The organism is Ruegeria sp. AL2 (assembly GCF_056540845.1).
In genome coordinates this window covers 72,733-88,698 of the sequence record NZ_JBQFXM010000011.1, presented here as the reverse complement: position 1 = coordinate 88,698, position 15,966 = coordinate 72,733, and the positions used below count along the sequence as shown (strand labels likewise).

General features: G+C 56.3%; 17 protein-coding genes. 11 read left to right on the top strand and 6 right to left on the bottom strand.

Annotated features, from left to right (window positions below; all coding sequences use genetic code 11):
- Positions 1-33: 33 nt before the first annotated feature.
- Positions 34-1,431 carry an aspartate aminotransferase family protein gene (locus ACR0ID_RS14150; RefSeq protein ID WP_480606355.1) on the bottom strand — a complete coding sequence of 466 codons (1,398 nt, stop codon included), beginning with the start codon at positions 1,429-1,431 and terminating at the stop codon, positions 34-36.
- A gap of 77 nt (positions 1,432-1,508) precedes the next feature.
- On the bottom strand, positions 1,509-2,192 hold the full coding sequence (locus ACR0ID_RS14145; protein WP_480474182.1) for a GntR family transcriptional regulator: 684 nt from the start codon (positions 2,190-2,192) through the stop codon (positions 1,509-1,511).
- A 140-nt stretch (positions 2,193-2,332) separates the two neighbouring features.
- On the opposite strand from ACR0ID_RS14145, the gene ACR0ID_RS14140 reads away from it, so the two are divergent.
- The 5 genes from ACR0ID_RS14140 to ACR0ID_RS14120 all read left to right on the top strand — a co-directional run bounded on the left by ACR0ID_RS14140 (position 2,333) and on the right by ACR0ID_RS14120 (position 7,621).
- A complete protein-coding gene (locus ACR0ID_RS14140) occupies positions 2,333-3,418 on the top strand; it encodes a polyamine ABC transporter substrate-binding protein (RefSeq protein WP_480474181.1) in 1,086 nt (361 codons plus the stop codon).
- A gap of 69 nt (positions 3,419-3,487) precedes the next feature.
- Entirely contained in the window at positions 3,488-4,615 is a 1,128-nt protein-coding gene (locus ACR0ID_RS14135) for an ABC transporter ATP-binding protein (protein WP_480474180.1), read from the top strand.
- Entirely contained in the window at positions 4,615-5,505 is an 891-nt protein-coding gene (locus ACR0ID_RS14130) for an ABC transporter permease subunit (protein WP_480474179.1), read from the top strand. The genes ACR0ID_RS14135 and ACR0ID_RS14130 overlap by 1 nt, the downstream gene beginning before the upstream one ends.
- On the top strand, positions 5,502-6,320 hold the full coding sequence (locus tag ACR0ID_RS14125; RefSeq protein WP_480474178.1) for an ABC transporter permease: 819 nt from the start codon (positions 5,502-5,504) through the stop codon (positions 6,318-6,320). The genes ACR0ID_RS14130 and ACR0ID_RS14125 overlap by 4 nt, the downstream gene beginning before the upstream one ends.
- Positions 6,317-7,621, top strand: a complete 1,305-nt coding sequence (locus ACR0ID_RS14120) for an NAD(P)/FAD-dependent oxidoreductase (RefSeq protein ID WP_480606350.1) — start codon at positions 6,317-6,319, stop codon at positions 7,619-7,621. The genes ACR0ID_RS14125 and ACR0ID_RS14120 overlap by 4 nt, the downstream gene beginning before the upstream one ends.
- On the opposite strand, the gene ACR0ID_RS14115 is transcribed toward ACR0ID_RS14120, so the two are convergent.
- From ACR0ID_RS14115 to ACR0ID_RS14105, 3 genes are read right to left on the bottom strand one after another with little or no spacing between them, the layout of a single operon-like run.
- Positions 7,614-8,501 carry a phosphotransferase gene (locus ACR0ID_RS14115; RefSeq protein ID WP_480606347.1) on the bottom strand — a complete coding sequence of 296 codons (888 nt, stop codon included), beginning with the start codon at positions 8,499-8,501 and terminating at the stop codon, positions 7,614-7,616. The genes ACR0ID_RS14120 and ACR0ID_RS14115 overlap by 8 nt on opposite strands.
- A gap of 50 nt (positions 8,502-8,551) precedes the next feature.
- Complete coding sequence (locus ACR0ID_RS14110; protein ID WP_480606344.1) at positions 8,552-9,214, bottom strand: flagellar hook capping FlgD N-terminal domain-containing protein; 663 nt, start codon at positions 9,212-9,214, stop codon at positions 8,552-8,554.
- A 3-nt stretch (positions 9,215-9,217) separates the two neighbouring features.
- The gene (locus ACR0ID_RS14105; RefSeq protein ID WP_480606341.1) at positions 9,218-10,462 is read right to left on the bottom strand and encodes a flagellar hook-length control protein FliK; all 1,245 of its coding nucleotides are present in this window, start codon (positions 10,460-10,462) and stop codon (positions 9,218-9,220) included.
- A gap of 110 nt (positions 10,463-10,572) precedes the next feature.
- On the opposite strand from ACR0ID_RS14105, the gene ACR0ID_RS14100 reads away from it, so the two are divergent.
- The 6 genes from ACR0ID_RS14100 (at position 10,573) to ACR0ID_RS14075 (ending at position 14,263) form a co-directional block, all read left to right on the top strand.
- Positions 10,573-10,848 (top strand): rod-binding protein, encoded by a 276-nt coding sequence (locus ACR0ID_RS14100; RefSeq protein WP_480517891.1) that lies wholly within the window; start codon positions 10,573-10,575, stop codon positions 10,846-10,848.
- Positions 10,838-11,197: a flagellar biosynthesis protein FlgN gene (locus ACR0ID_RS14095; protein WP_480606339.1), complete on the top strand. Its 360-nt coding sequence runs from the start codon at positions 10,838-10,840 to the stop codon at positions 11,195-11,197. The genes ACR0ID_RS14100 and ACR0ID_RS14095 overlap by 11 nt, the downstream gene beginning before the upstream one ends.
- 210 nt (positions 11,198-11,407) lie before the next feature.
- On the top strand, positions 11,408-12,619 hold the full coding sequence (locus ACR0ID_RS14090) for a flagellin N-terminal helical domain-containing protein (protein ID WP_480606336.1): 1,212 nt from the start codon (positions 11,408-11,410) through the stop codon (positions 12,617-12,619).
- Positions 12,620-12,696: 77 nt separating this feature from the next.
- Complete coding sequence (gene flaF, locus ACR0ID_RS14085) at positions 12,697-13,071, top strand: flagellar biosynthesis regulator FlaF (protein ID WP_480555010.1); 375 nt, start codon at positions 12,697-12,699, stop codon at positions 13,069-13,071.
- The gene (gene flbT / locus ACR0ID_RS14080; protein WP_480606333.1) at positions 13,071-13,472 is read left to right on the top strand and encodes a flagellar biosynthesis repressor FlbT; all 402 of its coding nucleotides are present in this window, start codon (positions 13,071-13,073) and stop codon (positions 13,470-13,472) included. Before flaF ends, flbT begins: the two co-directional genes overlap by 1 nt.
- Positions 13,469-14,263 (top strand): DUF1217 domain-containing protein, encoded by a 795-nt coding sequence (locus ACR0ID_RS14075; RefSeq protein WP_480606330.1) that lies wholly within the window; start codon positions 13,469-13,471, stop codon positions 14,261-14,263. Before flbT ends, ACR0ID_RS14075 begins: the two co-directional genes overlap by 4 nt.
- 76 nt (positions 14,264-14,339) lie before the next feature.
- Here ACR0ID_RS14075 and ACR0ID_RS14070 read toward each other — a convergent pair whose 3' ends face one another.
- Positions 14,340-15,914 (bottom strand): DUF427 domain-containing protein, encoded by a 1,575-nt coding sequence (locus ACR0ID_RS14070; protein ID WP_480606328.1) that lies wholly within the window; start codon positions 15,912-15,914, stop codon positions 14,340-14,342.
- Positions 15,915-15,966 lie beyond the last annotated feature (52 nt).

The window sequence follows — 15,966 nt, the reverse complement described above, 5'->3', positions numbered from 1 at the left end:
TGGACCGCCTTTTAAGATGCATAAATCGCTGAGTTAGGATGCGGCTTTCATCAGCCCCTGCGCAATGATCTCGGCCTGTGCTTCGTCCAGCGACTTGTAGATCCGCACGAACATCTCGTCGATATCCGCAGGCGTCAGGATCAGCGGGGGTGAGATGATCATCCGGTCGCCGACATGGCGCATGATCAGGTTATTGGCAAAGCACCGATCACGGCAGATATAGCCGACCGTGCCGGGTTCGGATGCGAATTTGGCGCGGTTTGCTTTGTCCGGGGTCAGCGCGATAGATGCCATCATGCCAACGATCTTAGCCTCACCCACCAGCGGATGATCTGCCAGTGCTTCCCATTTCTCTTTCAGATAGGGGGCGGCAACGTCGCGCACATGCTCAACGATCTTCTCTTCTTCGAGGATGCGCAGGTTCTCCAATGCCACGGCAGCCGCGACCGGGTGGCCGGAATAGGTATAGCCATGGTTGAATTCGGTACCGCCGATTACTTCGGCGATTTCGTCGTTCACGATGGACCCGCCGATGGGCGCATAGCCCGAGCTAAGGCCCTTGGCGATGGTCATGATATGCGGTTTGATGCCAACGGTTTCAGAGCCGAACCAGTTGCCTGTCCGGCCAAATCCGCAGATGACCTCGTCAGCTATCAGCAAGATATCGTACTTGTCGCAGATACGCTGAATTTCCGGCCAGTATGTATCGGGCGCGACAATCACACCGCCTGCACCCTGAACCGGCTCGGCGATAAAGGCGGCTACCCGGTCTTCGCCCAACTCCTCAATCGCCTCTTCCAGCTCGCGCGCGCGGGCCAGACCGAATTCTTCGGGCGACATGTCGCCGCCTTCGGCCCACCAGTTGGGTTGGTTGATGTGGTGGATGTTCGGGATCGGAATGCCACCCTGTGCGTGCATCCCGGCCATACCACCCAGCGAGGCCGAGCCCACGGATGAGCCGTGATAGGCGTTCTTTCGGCTGATGATGATGTTCTTGTCAGGCTGGCCCTTCTGGGCCCAGTAGGTGCGCACGAGGCGGATATTGGTATCGTTTGCCTCGGACCCGCCTGCTGCGAAAAAGACATGGTTCAGGTCGCCCGGAGCCAGTTCTGCAATCTTGGCAGCCAAAGCAATCGCCGGGACGTGGGTCGTTTTGAAGAAGGTGTTGTAATAGGGCAGCTCGCGCATCTGGCGCGCGGCAACATCAGCCAGCTCATCACGCCCGTACCCGATATTGACGCACCACAGGCCCGCCATCGCGTCCAGAATTTCTTCGCCTTCGCTGTCAGTCAGATAAACGCCAGTGGCACGTGTGATCACGCGCGCCCCTTCCTTCCCCAGCGCACCATTGGCCGAGAAGGGGTGAATGTGATGCGCCGCATCCAGCGCCTGCAACTCGGCGGTCGGCATATGGTTGGTGATGATAGACATCGGAGAATCTCCTTCAAGAACGCAGTTGGCGAACACAATATGATCAAATTTTTTCGTGTCAATCGAATCAGGCTGAATCAGACGGACGTCAATGCTTCCGCCATCAGGTCCATGCCTTGTTCGATGTCCTGGGCGGTTGCCTTTGCGGTCATTTCAGCGTCACCGACGCGCAAAGCGGCAATAATGTCCTTGTGCCGATCCGGAAGGCTCTGCGTGCCGAAGCGCCCGCAGACAACACGCAAAGAGGGGCCAAACCGCAACCAAAGTCTTTCGGCTAGGTCACTGAGGATCGGCGCGTTTGCGTAAGAATACAGCGTTTCGTGAAAAGCCTGGTTCAAACGCAGATAGCCACCGACATCTCCATCGGCGATCATGCGATCCAAATGCCTGTCCAGGCGTTCCAAGTGATCAATGTCCTGCGTTTTCAGGTTGGCGGTTGCACGTCTGGAAAGCTCTGATTCTATTGAAATTCTGGCGAAGATCATCTCTTCAATATCGTTGGAGTTCAACAACGGTACACTGACGCGCCGATTGCCCTGGAAAACCAACCCTCCATCCGAGATCAACCGGCGAATCGCTTCGCGGACCGGAGTCATCCCAACACCCAGCGAATCAGTCAGACCCTGGATTGTGACGGGCTGACCTGGGACCAGTTCACCGAACAGAATCTGTGATCTGAGTGTTTGGTAAACCTGCTCATGCGCGGGTTGTTTGCCCCCTTCGGTCGACGGCGCATATGCCTTATTTTTGATCAAATCCAATTGGTTCTTCCTATTTCGACTAAGCCTGACTTGTCAGGTGACTGGCCACGTGAAACCATACGCTGGATCGAGGGAAAACGCAAAACTTGATCAAATCCAAAAAAACGGGAAAATACCCGTACACTTGCAGGGAGAAGAATATGACAATCAAAACGCTGACCATGACAGCGGTCATCGCATTGGGGACTTCGGCGGCATTTGCCGAAGAGGTGCGTGTTTACAACTGGTCCGACTACATCGACGAAGAACTGCTGAGCAAGTTCGAAGCAGAAACAGGTCTGACCCTGATCTATGACGTGTTCGACAGCAACGAGGTTCTGGAAACCAAGATGCTGGCCGGTGGCTCGGGCTATGATGTGGTTGTACCGTCAGGTACATTCCTTCAGCGCCAGATCCAGGCCGGCGCGTTTCAGCAGCTGGACCAAAGCAAGCTTTCGAACGCCGGAAACCTTTGGGATGTAATCGAAGAGCGAACTGCCGGTTATGACCCGGACAACGCGTATTCGATCAACTATATGTGGGGAACAACCGGGATCGGCGTGAATGTCGGTAAGGTCAAAGAGGTTCTGGGCGACGACATTGCCCTGAACAGCATGGACTTGGTCCTGAAACCCGAGAACATGGAAAAGCTGGCCACTTGCGGTGTGCATTTCCTGGATGCCCCGGCCGAGATCATTCCCATGGTGCTGCAATACCTTGGAGAAAACCCTGACAGCCACGACGCGGACGTGATCGGCAAGACCGAAGCGGTTCTGACAGCAGTCCGCCCGCATATCCAGAAATTCCACAGCTCGGAATATATCAATGCGCTGGCAAATGGCGACATCTGCGTTGCTGTTGGCTGGTCGGGTGACATCCTTCAGGCACGCGACCGTGCCGCAGAGGCAGATAACGGGGTGGAGATCGAGTATCACCCCTTCGCCGAAGGGTCACTGATGTGGTTCGACCAGATGGCAATTCCTGTCGATGCTCCAAATCCCGAAGGCGCACACACGTTCCTTAACTTCATTCTGGACGCCAACAACATGGCGGCGGCATCGAACTATGTGTATTACGCCAACGGCAACAAAGCGTCTCAGGAATTTCTGGAAGAGGACGTGATCGGCGATCCGGCCATCTACCCGGATGATGCCACGATGCAGAACCTGTACATCACGACACCTTATCCGGCGAAAACGCAGCGGGTCGTGACGCGTCTGTGGACCAAGGTCAAATCGGGCACCTGATCCGAATTGCACCGGCAGGGCGGCGCCGCCGCCTTGCCTCTCTTTTCAGCTATTCGAACGAGGGCCGTAGTGAATTCTGACGTCTTTGCGCCATGGGATGACCCGCAGGCGAAACCCTTGATCCAGTTCCGAAACGTGACCAAGCGTTTTGGTGAATTTACTGCCATCGACAACCTGTCTCTGGATATCTTCGAGCGAGAGTTCTTTGCCCTGCTTGGTCCGTCTGGATGTGGCAAAACGACGATGATGCGGATGCTGGCCGGGTTCGAAACACCGACCGAAGGCCAAATCCTGCTTGGAGGGAAGGATATCGACCCAATCCCGCCCAATAAGCGTGCCGTAAACATGATGTTCCAGTCCTATGCCCTTTTTCCGCATCTTAGCGTCTGGGAAAACATCGCCTTTGGCCTGCGCCGGGACAGAATGCCCAAACATGATCTGGAAGACCGGGTCGAAGAAATGCTGCGCCTGACCCGGCTTGAACAGTTCGCCCGCCGTAAACCGCATCAGATTTCGGGTGGGCAGAGGCAGCGTGTGGCGCTGGCGCGCTCGCTTGCCAAGGCACCCAAGCTTTTGCTGCTGGATGAACCGCTGGGCGCACTGGACAAGAAATTGCGCCAGGATACCCAATTCGAACTGATGGATATTCAGGAAAAAACCGGCACCACATTCGTGATCGTTACGCACGATCAGGAAGAGGCCATGACAGTCGCCAGCCGTGTGGCGGTGATGGATCAGGGTCAGCTTATGCAGGTTGCCACTCCGGACCGGATTTATGAAAATCCTGCCTCGGTCTATGTCGCTGATTTTATCGGGGACGTGAACATCATTGAAGGGCGCGCGACATCTGTCGGAGAAGATACCTATCAGGTAGACTGGGCCGAAGGGCAAGCGCCGCTGACTGCCGCGTCAGCGAAGAACTTTGAAAACAGTCAGTTGTGTCATCTGGCGATCCGGCCGGAAAAAGTGACAATCTCGGCTGAGCGTCCGGCGGATGCAGTGAATGCGGTGCAAGGCAAGGTTCATGACATCGCGTATCTGGGCAATCTGTCCACTTATCACGTTGAACTTGCAAACGGCACAATCATCAAGGCGCAGACGGCCAACACCCGCCGCATCTCGCGCCGTTCATTCACCTGGGAAGACCCGGTCTGGCTGTCCTGGACGGCCACCGCTGCGGTTCTGCTGGTCGACTGATGCGCCGCGCTGTTCTGATCGCCATACCTTATGTCTGGCTGTTGGCGCTGTTCATGGTGCCATTCTTCATCGTTCTGAAGATTTCGCTGTCGGATACCGCGCTTGCGATCCCGCCCTACACACCGACACTGGATTTTTCCGCTGGTTGGGCGGGGATCAAAGAGTTCTTCAGCCAGCTTGATCTTGAAAACTTCGTCTGGCTGACCGAGGACGACCTGTATTGGAAAGCGTATCTGTCCAGCGTCAAGATCGCTTTGATCTCAACCTTCCTGACTTTGCTGGTTGGCTATCCCATCGCCTATGGGATGGCCCGTGCGCCCGAGGAATGGCGCCCAACGCTGATGATGCTGGTGATCCTGCCTTTTTGGACGTCATTCTTGATCCGGGTTTATGCTTGGATGGGCATTCTGTCGAATGAAGGGTACCTTAATCAACTGCTTCTGTGGACGGGTATCATTTCGACGCCTTTGACGATCCTGAACACCTCGACTGCCGTCTATATCGGTATTGTTTACACCTATCTCCCGTTCATGATCCTACCGATTTATTCGTCATTGGAACGTATGGACGGCTCGCTGATCGAGGCGGCCGAGGATTTGGGCTGCTCGAGGGCACAAGCCTTCTGGCTGGTCACCGTTCCACTGTCCAGACCGGGCATCATCGCAGGTTGTTTTCTGGTGATGATCCCCGTGATCGGCGAGTTTGTGATCCCGTCACTGCTGGGTGGGTCCGGCACGCTGATGATCGGCAAGGTGTTGTGGGAAGAGTTCTTCTCGAACCGAGACTGGCCCGTGGCAAGTGCCGTCGCGATCGTGCTGTTGCTTATACTGGTCGTTCCCATCGTGCTATTCCAGCGCAACCAGCAGAAACAGGCGGAGGCTGACGGATGAACAGATTAAGCTGGTTCAATACGGTTTCGCTGACGCTGGGTTTTGCGTTCCTGTATATTCCGATGATCATCCTGATCATCTTCAGCTTTAACGAAAGCAAGCTGGTCACGGTTTGGGCCGGGTTTTCGACCAAATGGTATGGCGAACTGGTTCAGAACGAGGCATTTCTGGATGCCGCATGGGTCACGGTCCGGGTTGCGGTGTTTTCTTCGACATTGGCAACCATTCTGGGGACTGCGGCCGCTTATGTGCTTGTCAGGGGCAAGCGGTTCTTTGGTCGGACACTGTTTTCCGGCATGATCTACGCTCCGCTTGTGATGCCCGAGGTGATCACCGGCCTGTCGCTGCTGTTGCTCTTTATCGGGATCGGGCTGGACCGGGGTATCCTGACCATCGTTCTGGCTCACACAACATTTTCGATGTGTTTTGTGTCGGTTGTCGTCTCGTCACGGCTTGTGACATTCGACAAATCGCTGGAAGAAGCCGCTTTGGATCTGGGTTGTTCACCCGCGCAGGCCTTTGGTCTGGTCACCCTACCGATTATCGCGCCTGCGGTAATCTCGGGCTGGCTGCTGGCTTTCACATTGTCGCTGGATGATCTGGTTATCGCGTCGTTCACATCGGGCCCGTCGGCGACGACCCTGCCGATAAAGATCTTTTCGGCCGTGCGGCTGGGCGTCAGCCCCGAGATAAACGCGCTGTCGACGATCATGATTGCGGTCGTGACGGTTGGGGTGATAACGGCCTCACTTGTGACCAAGCGCGCCATGATGCGTCAACGGCAGGACGAGCAGGCCGCTGCGCGCACCGAATGAAACGGATATTTCCCGAATACACCTATGGTGCGGGTCCTCGTGATGGTTGCTGGTGGGACGAGACCATTGCAAACCCGAACTGGCCAGAGTTTCAGGGCGATCTGAACGTTGATGTCGCCATCGTCGGTGGCGGCTTTACAGGGGTCTCAGCGGCTTTGCATCTGGCTGAAAACGCGACCTCGGTTGCTGTGCTCGAGGCAGGCCCACCGGGGTGGGGCGCATCAGGTCGCAATGGCGGTTTCTGCTGTCTTGGCGGATCGAAGCTAGGGCAAAAGTCCATGGTGCGCCGCTATGGCCGCGAAGCGGCGCAGGCCTATGAGACGGCTGAACAGGACGCGGTCCAGCTGGTTGCCGATCTGCTGGCGCGGCATCGGATAGATGCGGATACGCATTCCAATGGTGAGACCCAACTGGCCCATTCGCGACATGCGATGGATGTCCTGCGCCGACACGCGGACGAGACCGGCATTCTGCACCAAGCTGCTGATTTGCCAGCGCTTGGTATGTGTGGTGCATTCTTCGGAGGGTATACTCTGCCGGTCGGCTTTGGGCTCAATCCCCGGAAATACCTGTTCGGGTTGGCAAGCGCTGCGGCGGCTTCGGGTGTGAATTTTTTTCAGAACAGCCCCGTTCTGAACATTGAAAAAACAACGACCGGCTTCAGACTGCAAACAAGCGCAGGGCAGGTTAACGCTCAGGTCGTGCTGATTTGTACCAACGGGTATTCTAGCGAAGACATCCCCGATTGGATGTCCGGACGCTACTTGCCCGCGCAATCGACCGTGATGGTAACGCGCCCGCTTAGCCAGGCTGAACTATCGGCGCAGGGCTGGAACTCGGACCAGATATGTTACGACACGCGTAATCTTCTGCACTATTTTCGCCTGATGCCGGATGGGCGCTTTTTGTTCGGAATGAGAGGCGGTTTGTTATCGTCGCCCCGGTCCGAGGCCGCGATCCGGGCAAAGGTTCAACAGGATTTCAAACGCATGTTCCCGGCCTGGGCGGCGGTTGAGGCGACTCATATCTGGTCAGGTATGGTGTGCCTCTCGCGAAGCCTGATGCCTTTTGTTGGTGCCGTGCCCATGCAGCCAAGCATGTTTGCCGGATTTGCGTATCATGGCAACGGCGTCGCTATGGGCACATACAGCGGACGCGCATTGGCACGGCTGGCTTTGGGCAAGGATGCCCGTTTGCCAGCCCCGATGAGGCAAACTCCTGAACGGTTTCCGTTGGGCCGCTGGCGTCGCGCATTGATGCCACCGGCATACGCCTTGTTTGCGCTTTCGGACCTCAGGTGAATTCGTTCGGTTTCAGGGTTTCGATTTCCAGTTTCAAGCCTTCGGAATAGTCGGGTGCACCGTTTTCCGCGCGCCACAGGCAATAAGCGGCCATGCGCCAAGCATACCATGGCTTGAGCCGTTGATAACGGGAAACAATCTCAGGTCTGCGATAGGCGGACAGAAACTGAACTTCTTCCGCGTCCGACAAAGGTGAGCCCCGGTAAAGCCTTTGCATCGCCGGGGACAGAAACATCGCAAGGTCTTCGCACGGGTCGCCAAAGGCAGGGCATTGCCAGTCGATCAAGGTCAGGCCGCGGGATGCAACCAGAATATTCCCAGCGACCGGGTCGCCATGGATCAGGCAAGTCTTGGTCGTGGAAGGGACAGATATCGAGGGTTGCATTACTGCCAGTTCGTTTCTGGTTTCTGACCTGCACCCTTGCAGAATTCTGTACCCATGGGCCATCAGATCCGCGCTGCCGTTGCACCCGGCAGGCGCTGGAATGGTGTTGGGCAGCGAATGCAGCCTGCGCAGCAGTTCACCAACCTTGTCCGAGCCATTCCGCCAGGGTGTTCCGGGTGCGTGGTCGTAAAACACCCAATGCGCGTCCTTGTGCTGTCCTGCGGCGCGCAGCCTTGGCACAAAACCGGTCGGACCAAGCGCCTTAAGGCAGAGGGTTTCCAGCTTTGCATCATTTCGAAACAAGGGGTTGCGCAGGGTCGGGCTGTAAAGCTTCAGCACTTTGTCGCCGTCGTCCCCCAGCACTTTCCAAACCCTGTTGGTCCGACCGCCATACAGGATTTCGAACTGCGCATACATGTTGACCAGCCCAAGAGAGCTGAGGTGTTCAACCAGATCATGAGGGGGGGCAGGCAGGTTGGGCAGAGGTCTTTTCACTTCTTCTGGCGAGTCAAGTTGCCAACCTTTGGCCCGTCCAGCCCAACAGATCAAGCGCCCGTTCGAACAGCCGTGACCAGATCTGCGGGAATCACCTGACCGCCTTGCAGGGTCAGCAGAACAGCATCCTCTCCCACCTGCGCCTCGACGACGCGGTTATAGGCAGCGACGGGTTTCTCGGAAATCAGCCGGTCATTCTTGTAGCTTTCAAGCGTCGCGGTGTAGTTGCCAGCAGCCATCGGATCACCCGAGGAACTTACACCTGCCCAAGCAAACTCCGTCGCCGTTGTGGCAACAGAAACCGTGTCGACAACTGTGCTTTCATGATCACGGATCACCAGTTTGGTTGCGTCCGCGTCAGAATCCGCGCGCGAAAACAGGGTCACTGGCTGGCCGTTGAAATGAAAACCCGCGGCAGATCTGACGTCCATTCCGACCCAGCTTGCAAGGTCGTTCAGATTGACACTGCCAAGCGTGCTGGTCAGGGCGGAAAGCAGGTCATTGGTTTGAACCTGTTGTTCAACCATCGAAAACTGCGCAAGTTGCGATGCGTATTCGGTTGAGTCCATCGGCTCCAGCGGGTCCTGATTCTGGGCTTGCGCGGTCAGCATCAACAGAAACGTTTCGAAATCCGAAGTGATCGCAGAACTTCGGGACGGACCGGCAGTTTGCTGAGATGTGGCAGCCTGTGTGGCAGTGACGGGTGTGATCATCTTTCAATATCTCATATCGATGCCCCTGACCGGAGCAGGAGTTTGTGGATGTGGCGTGGCTTGCGCGAGGTGTACGTTCCGAACCAGTTCGGATTCCGGTGTGGCCTGAGCGTCGAATTCATTTGCCGGTTGATCCCGTGCACCTGAATCCGACGGAGTCCCCAGATCGATGTTCAGGTTTCCATAGCCCAGTTTCTGAAACTCCTCCGTAAGAACGGACAGGTGGCGGCGTATAAGTTCCATCGTGTCCGGGCGTTCGGTGGCGATTGTCATCTGGAGCCCGTCATCCCTACCGTTCAGCACAATGGATACACGCCCCAGTTCTTCGGGGCTTAGCGAGATTTCCATGATGCCGGTTCCCGGTCGGGTCTGAATCGTTGCCGCCAATTGCCCGGCTATAGCACGAGCAATTTCAGCACGGGCGGACGGAGAGGGCATCGCCGTGTGTTGTGCCACCTCGCGGGGGGCTTGCTGAACGGGTTCGTCTAAGGCGATGGACCCCGCGTCAACCTCCTGCGCCGGTGCCGCCTGTTCCGCTTCGATTGAGTTGAGGATCAGTTGAAGCTGCGCAACGGGTGTCGCGCGGTTTGGATTTGTCGGCTTGGGCGTGGCAGCGATTTCTGCTGTCTCGGGCGCCGCCTTTGTGCTTTCAAGGAGCGGTTCGGTTTTCACCCCGGTTGTCTGGTCCTTAGATTGGGGTGGCTGGCCCAAAACAGGCAAAGCCTCTGTGGGTTTTTGGGCAGGCACGACCTGGGTCGAAGCGGCGTGAACCTGCCTTTCGGTTGGTTGTCCGTGCACAAAGGGTTGAATGTCGGTCTGACGGGGTAAACCCGTTGACGCAACGGTTTGTTCCGGTTCTGTCGTGCCCGTTGCGGGGATATCCGCCCTAGCAGGTATAAACGGCGCGGGATGCACCGTATTCGCCGTAGGCGTTTCAAACGTTCCGACAATTTCGGTCTGCGGTGAAATGTTATCTGCCAACTCTGGTGCCCGAGGTGAAATCGCCACGACAGATGCCTCAGCCGTGTTTGGCAGAATGGCCTCCACCTCAATCTCGGCAGTTTCGTCGGTGGTTTCGATAGAAGCGTCCAAAACCGTATTGTCAGTGGCGGGACTTGTTTCGTTTCCCTGTTCAAGGATGTCCTCGAAACTGCCCACCCCGGCAGCACGACCCGGTTCTTTTGCGGGCGAATTGGGTTTCGCAGTTGCTGTTGGCGCTGCGGTCGCCAGCGTTAGTGGGTTGGGCATTTTGCTCTGGCTCCGTGTGACTGATCAGAACTCTGCCCGCAGGAAGTTACGTTTATTTTAACCGCTTTCACCTTTGATCGAGAAAGTTCGAAGCATTTTCGGAGAATACCATGCAGGTTTCGACATTTCCCCAGGCGGTTCAAACGCCCTTGACCCAGACCCGACTAAAAGAAGCGGCCATCGAATTGGAGGCCGCATTCCTCAGCGAAATGATGAAGTCCGCCGGATTGGGCAAAACGCGCCAGTCCTTTGGTGGCGGGGCCGGTGAAGACCAGTTCTCTTCGTTTCTAGTTCAGCATCAGGCCCGGCAACTGGCCCGGGCTGGCGGAGTGGGCTTATCAGAAATTCTGCTGAAATCTTTGATGGAGAAAACCGATGACGTCTGAGGTCGACATGGCACTGATCAAATCTCTGGAAGAAGTTCTGGATCTGGAGCGTGCGGCGCTTGTCCAGGGTGATCTGGATCGTCTGACGCATATGGTGCCGGAAAAAGAAAAACTGATTGGCGCGATCAACGACCTTCAGGTGCTGAACAGCGATGCACTCATGCGGGTGCAGCAGAAAGTCGAACGCAATCAGGCATTGCTGAACAGTGCCGCCGACGGGATTCGGGCCGTGGCCAGCCGCATGGCCGAACTGCGGCGGGTTCGGCAGGAATTCAGCGCTTACGGCGCGGATGGGCAACGAAGTGAATTTCCCGTTCGTAACACGGCAAAGCTGGAAAAGCGCGCATAGGCCTGGGTTTGATTCAAATCTGAAACTTCTGGTTCGGGCGTTTTAGCACTCCGTTAGGGGATCGGGCTCAAAAGTGATGCTGCACCTGGAAGCATCAGGTGGCGCGAACAGCCACGCGGCGCGTCGCACAAGTCAGAAAGACACCAATGCCCGCAGATACTGTGGGGTGAACATGGGCGAAAATGGCCCGAAGGCAAAAGGATAAAAGCTATGTCCAGCATTCTGACAAACAATGGCGCGATGGTTGCGCTGCAAACTCTCAAGTCGGTCAACAAGAACCTGGCAATGACCCTGAACGCGATTTCGACCGGTAAGGACGTCGCGACAGCCAAGGACAACTCGGCGGTTTGGGCGATCTCGAAAGTGATGGAATCCGACGTCAAGGGCTTCAACGCGATCAAAGACAGCCTCGCGCTGGGCGAATCGACAGTAGCTGTTGCGCGAAATGCGTCTGAAACCGTCACCGACCTGTTGACTCAGATGAAAAGCAAGATCGTCGCGGCGCAGGAAGACAACGTTGATCGCGGTAAGATCAATGACGATGTGACCGCACTGAAGGATCAGATCGCATCGGTTGTCAGCGCTGCCCAGTTCAACGGTCTGAACCTTGTTGACGGCTCGACCGGCTCTGCCTCGATCCTTGCATCGCTGGATCGTGACAACACCGGGGCGGTGACTGCGTCGTCAATCTCGGTCTCGGGGCAGAACCTGTCGACCGGTGGGTATGTCACCAAACAGGTTTTCGACGGCTCTACCGGTGCATCGACCGGCAACGACCGCGTGGGGGCAACCATTGACAATGGTGCAACGGCTGCGACGGCGTTGGTTACCGATGAATCCAGTGGCGCTTTCGCTGCCGGAGATAAGGTTGTCGTCGCCATTAACGATCAGGTTGTGTCCTATACCGTTTCTGCGGAAGATGCTGCCGCGACAACGACCGGTGACCTTGTTGCCGTCGGATTGAAATCGAAGATCGAAGAGCTTGGAATTACCGGTCTGACCGTCGATTACGACTCCGGAACTGCGGGTACGTTGTCGTTTACAAACGGCACAGGATCTGACATTTCGTTCTCGGCTCAGTTCGTGAATGCGGGTGCCGGTGGTTTGGGCGCGCTGGCAGGTATTGATGTGTCGACAGGTGCGGGGGCAACCGCTGCGTTGGCGGCCGTCGAATCGCTTATCGATACGTCGATTGATGCTTCGGCCGCCTTTGGCTCGGCGCAGGGGCGTATCGAGACCCAGAAAGAGTTCATTTCGAATCTCTCTGACTCGTTCAAATCCGGTATCGGCGCGCTGGTCGACGCTGACATGGAAGAAACCTCGGCGCGTTTGCAGGCCCTTCAGGTACAGCAGCAGCTGGCAACACAGTCGCTCTCGATTGCCAACCAGGCTCCGCAGTCGATCCTGTCGCTGTTCCGCTAATACGCAACGCGGTCCGGGGCGCGATTATCGCACCCCGGTCGTGACCACCTGACGACGGCTTTTTGGAAGGAATTCAAGTGACCCCGCAAACCCTCGCTCAATACACTTATGCGCAAGCCGCCGCGCCGACGCGAACGCCCCGTGACACTGAATATGAGGCAATTTCCAGGATTACGCGGCGTCTCAAGGCGGCTACCGCACGCAAGGCAACGGATTTCTCAGCGTTTGTTCAAGCCGTTCACGAGAACCGCCGGTTATGGGGCGTGATGGCAACAGGTGTCGCGGATTCGGCAAACGCGTTGCCAAACGATATTCGCGCCAGGATCTTCTACCTTGCCGAGTTTACGGAACTGCACAGCAGCCGCATTTTAGCGGACGGCGCATCCATCGAACCATTGCTTGAAATAAACACGGCGATTTTGCGCGGATTGCGCCAGATGAGCGCAACGTGATGAGCGGGCTGGTTCTGAAACTCGCCCCGAAGGAAAGGGTGTTGATCAATGGTGTTGTGATTGAAAACGGCGACCGCCGTGGCCGGTTTTCGATCATGACGCCGCAGGCCAATGTCCTGCGGCTGCGCGATGCGATACATCCGGATGAAGTAAATACTCCGGTGCGCCGTGTCTGCTATGCCGCACAGCTTGTTCTGTCCGGAGACATGGATCCGGTTCGGGCACGTCAACACCTGTTGCGCAGCGTGGAAGAGCTGAGCCAGGTTTTAACAGATACAGACAGCCGCCGTGTGTTGTCCGAGGCAACAGACGCGCTGGTGGCCGAGCAATACTATAAATGCCTCAAGTCACTTCGCTCGCTTCTTCCGCGCGAAGAACGGTTGATGGCTTATCAGCAATGAGCTTTCAACCGGTCATCCCCACTGGCGGGATCGTCGGCTGGCGGTTTCTGCAACGTACTTATCAAGGTCAGTTTCAAAGTTTCTCGTCTTCGGCAGTGAATGAGAGGGAGACGAAGTATTTCCTGGACAACATTGGGAAAGTGAAGACCGCCGAACAGTTGGTTTCGAACCGCAGATTGTTGCAGGTCGCTTTGGGTGCCTTTGGGTTGGAGGCGGATGTGGACAACCGGTTCTTTATCCGGAAAATTCTGGAGGATGGAACACAGGCGGAGGACGCTTTGTCCAATCGTTTGGCGGATAAACGGTACCGGGAATTTTCGGATGCTTTCGGGTTTGGCCCGGGGGCTGTTCGAAAAACGGTGCTGGTTACCAATATGGAAAAGATAGCCCAGGCCAATCTGTCTGCGCGGTTTGAGGTTGCGGTCGGACAGTCGGATGAGACGATGCGCATTTCGCTCTATGCCCAGCGCGAGCTGTCTGATCTGGCGAAAAGCGGAAGCAGTACAGATACGAAATGGTTCGATCTTATGGGATTGCCACCACTGCGCAAAATGATGGAAACGGCGCTTGGGCTGCCACAGTCATTCGCCCAACTGGATATCGACAAACAATTGGTCGAGTTCAAAAGCCGGCTATTCCATCTGACTGGATCGGATGATCTGGCACAGTTTTCGGACCAGAAAGCAGTTGAGAAACTGACCGACACCTATCTGGCCAGAAGTCAAATCGCGGGTCTTCAGAGTACGATCTCGCCAGCGCAGACCGCTTTGATCTTGCTTGGGGCTGTGTGATCAGAAGACGCGGGGCAAAAGCCCGGGCCGCAATCAAGTATCCGACGTCTCTCGTTTAACCTGCACAAACCACATGTTAACCGTTCAAAATCTCGTCGGCCGTGGTGTGCAAAGCGTAGCATACAACGGGTCGAGACACGTTGTGCAGGTTGACCGCGCCCAATGGCAAGGCGTTGGAACAGGCAGGCTCGATATCTTCGGAAACGACTATGCGATGCCCTTCGGTTTTCCCATATTCGCCCAACCGCGCGGCTATGTTGGCCGCTTGTCCAATAACCGTAAAATCAAGACGTTCACGAGAGCCCACATTGCCATAAGTGACGCGCCCATAAGCCACGCCAATCGAACAGTCGCAATGTAAGCCGGTACCTGCTTTGCGCAACTCACCCAATGTTTCGACGATATTGATTGCCGAGCGCTGTGCGTTGGCACGGGCCGCGCTGGCGTTTTCATCGGTTGCCGGGAATACCGCCAGAACAGCGTCACCAATGAATTTCAGAACTTCGCCTTCGTTCTCGTGAACGATACCCGAGACGGTTTCAAAGAACTCGTTCAAAACACTGATATACGTGCCCCGACCCAGTTTCTCTTCGAGGCTCGTCGAGTTGCGGAGGTCACAGAACATGATTGCCGCGTCGATCTCATCCCCGTCACCGCGCCGGATCTCGCCCCCCAGAACGCGTGCGCCAGAGCGTTTTCCAACATATGTTTCCAGCAAAACCTGCGCATTCTCGCGTTGCATGAACACTTCGTAAAAGCGGGCGAGCACCGAGGAGCATTCGAACACAAGGCCCAGATTCTCGGTGGTGAAGCCGTTGGGGTGGTCACAGGTCAGCGTCAGAACGTTGGTCCGCCCGTCAGAGAAGGGCAACGGCATCGCGACATAGTCGGTGGCACCCTTGGCCCGCAACTCCTCCATGATCGGGAAGCTGTTATGCGGGTTATCGTCGTTCAGCCTTTGCCGTACGCCGCCTAACCCGTTCGAGACATGGCGCAACGGGCTGTTGATGAAAGCCGGGTGATCATAGATTTCGTAGGTCGGGGCGCGGGTCAGAATCTCGTCCTGATCCTTTTCCCAGATATAGTGTTTGCCCGCGATCAGGGGGTGCAAGGACCATGCCAGAATGCTCAGCCGCTGGATGGCGATGCCGTGCTCCAGCATCTTCTCGGCCAATGCCTTGGTAAAGCTTTCGGGCGTAGTCGCGGCCGAAGCACCGCGCATCAGCCAGTCGATCAGAGGTCCGCTGATATTGCCGTCGTCCGGCTCGCGCAGGCGATTGTCGCCCAGGTCAATCCGGGTGTAGGCGCCGGACACAAACCCGATACATCCCCGGATATCCGCGCTTTCCGGCAGGGCTTGTTCATAAGCCCAGACGGAATTGGTCAGAGGCCCCGAGGCCAATTGGATGTCGTGGTAAGTAGCGGTGCCTTTGAACGGGCAGAATGTTTGCAGGTCTGTTTCTTCGCTCAGATCCACACATACATCTGCGCGGGGAACGTAAATCGTTGGCGGCAAACGCGTTTCATACATCACCTTTGCGTTTGTGCTTTCAGCCAAAAGAATGTCGTTCCGGTAAATGGCAATCCTGCCATCCAGCGACTCAACCGAGATTCCATATCCATTCATCTGTGGCGCGGCGTGGACGTTCATAAGCGACCTCCTCTGCCTGGGGTTTGTTTAGAATGGGGTTTTCCATCTGACA